Annotated in this window: 2 protein-coding genes; one reads left to right on the top strand and one right to left on the bottom strand. The window is 68.6% G+C overall.

Features of this window, described 5'->3' with window-relative positions:
• The first annotated feature begins 539 nt into the window (after positions 1-539).
• Positions 540-1,721: a hypothetical protein gene (locus HPY83_19645; protein NPV10161.1), complete on the top strand. Its 1,182-nt coding sequence runs from the start codon at positions 540-542 to the stop codon at positions 1,719-1,721.
• Between the two features lie 188 nt (positions 1,722-1,909).
• On the opposite strand, the gene HPY83_19640 is transcribed toward HPY83_19645, so the two are convergent.
• On the bottom strand, positions 1,910-2,371 hold a 462-nt coding region (locus HPY83_19640; protein NPV10160.1), incomplete at its 5' end, for a hypothetical protein.

Genomic DNA, 2,371 nt, shown 5'->3' with positions numbered 1-2,371 from the left:
CCAGTCTGGGCGCTATCGGATGCTGCATCGCCTCTGTTCCTCGCCTGCTCGCTGGCCGGCCGTGGTTGCTGGCCAGCGCCACGTGGCAGCTCGCCCAACGCTGGTTCGACTTTGAGAAAGCCCTACGACAACCCATGATCGAGGCAGCGAGTGGCCGCTGGGAGCCAACCCGGCAGCCGGGACTAGGCAAGCCGGCCCCGCGGCCGACTCAAGGCAGGCTGTTCGCCGGCTGAGGCTCTCCCTCAGCCCGCAGAGATAGGCCTCGTGTCGCCAGCTAGCGGGTCTACCCCGTGCGTTCTCGGGGAATCCAGGCGGCAGCCCCTGCGACATTGCCTCGGGATGGGTCGCAGACGTCCACACTGCACGCCACTCCATCCTACCGCCACACCCCCGAGGCGCCCTATCACGAGGCCGGAGCGGCATTCGGCCACAGGCGTGTTCCCTGGAAGCCTCGGCGCCGCCCTTGCACTCCCTCTGGCCTCCTCTCACAATGGCTTCCGAAGGAGGCCATTCTGGACCGCGAGTCAGCCTCGGACCTGATGGCTTATCTGCGCGCTTTGCCACTGCACCCCCACTTGGACCGGGCGCTGGCGGAGGAGTTCGTGTCCTTCCTGGCCTGGGCCAAACGGTCCGACCGCGAGGCCACCGATGCCTCAAGGGTAGTGCGCGGCCTCCGCTACCTCGCCCCTGGGCCAAGCGCCGACGTCCCAGCCGAACAGAGCGTCCTCTCCGACCTGACACTGGTGGCCGGGGCGCCTCGGTTCCGGGCCCTGTTGCTGCTACTCCAATACTTGCTGATGGACGCCCGCCGGTTCGATCTGTCGCTGCTGGCAGAACTTGAGCCTCTGGAACGCCGGCTGCCAGGCGTGGCTCCTGCCGCGAACCTCCTGGCGGTCCTGGCCGCCGCGGCCGAGATGCCCTCCCGTGCCAGCACTCGCCGCCTGCCTCGCCATCTGGTAGAGGAAGCCCGAAGCCGCGTGCGGGAGCTCGCCTTCCGAGTCTCCCGGGGCATCCCTTACGCCGACCTACCCGATCTTGCCTACGACCTCAGGCTGGTCTCGTTCGACCACGACGGCTTCTCCTTTTCGCTCCAGCCGTTCACCGGGTTGGTGCGGGCCTTCCGTCCGCATGCCCCCTATGCTCTCTTGGTCCTTCCTGAGGACGGCACTGCTTACGACGCTCGAGGCTACGCCTGGCGGCCCACCTGTTCGTGCGAACCCGCCCTGATCGCCCACGTCCGCACGGCCGACGCCGTCCTGGAGGCCAACGCTATCATCGGCGCCGATGGGCTGTGTCGGCGGGCGGAGGTCCGCCTTGGGCCTCCCGTCCCCGACCCTCTGCTCGCCCCGGGCGACGATGCTCTGGAGATGCACGTCGGGCCCGGCGCCGACCTGAGCGAGCGTTCGGTCACCCGAGCTATGACGGCAGCACGTCACCACTATCGCCAGCACTTCCCCGACTACAGCCCGCAAGCCGCCTTCATGGTGTCCTGGCTGCTGGATCCTCAGCTTCGGTCGCTCCTGCCACGTCGCTCCCGCATAGCCCGGTTCCAGACCCTCTTCCGCCTCTATCCGGCTCGCTACGACCCGAACTATGCCCGGGAGTGCGTGCTGGGCAGCCTGACTCCTGCCAGACCTCCGACCGCCCTACAGCAGGCCCTCCTGATCCTGGAGGAGGGCGGAGGATGCCTCAAGGAGGGCGGAGGATTCCTCCCGTTCTGAGGCGCGGTCAGGGTCTAGGTCGATGGGCACTCCCGAACCGCTGGCTCCGGTCCGAGCGAAAGCGGCAGCGGCGGGCGCTTCCGTCGGCGTCTGGTCACGCCGTCCAAGAGACCGACGGGGCCGATCGCTGATCGGCCCCGTCGCAACACTGGTGGCCCCCGCCTGCCGTCGCTGACTCAACCTCGGCGCTATCGCTCCGGCTTGAGCGTGAGGGGCAGGTACACCTTCCAGCCGTCGAGCCGCTGCCCCGACGTCCCGACCACCACCGACTTGGGCCCAAAGCGCTGCCCTTCGGCGCCCGACCCGTCTACTTCCACCAGCCAGTAGTAGTAGGTGCCGGCAGCCAACCCGCCATCCACGAACCGGTAGTCGGCCGCTCGCCCCTGGGCGGTGACCTCCCCCACCAGCTGAGCCGTGGCCAGTTCAGCGCCGCGGTACACCCGGAAGAGCTCGATGCCCTTCTCGAAGGCCGTGGTCCACGTATGAGTGACGCCGCCATCGCCGCCCACCGCATCCCAGCGACTCAGGCTGACCGCCGTGGGCGGACCACCAGCCTCCACCTGGATCACTACGTCCGCCTCCGCCTCCGGCCCCTCCGGCTCGATCCGGGCTACGTTGTGCAATACCCACGTCCCCTGACGCTCGGCTTC

Source organism: Anaerolineae bacterium, from assembly GCA_013178015.1.
In the GTDB taxonomy this organism is placed as follows: domain Bacteria; phylum Chloroflexota; class Anaerolineae; order DRVO01; family DRVO01; genus Ch71.
Note: the sequence above shows the minus strand (reverse complement) of the source record. Positions and strands in the feature narration are given on the sequence as shown.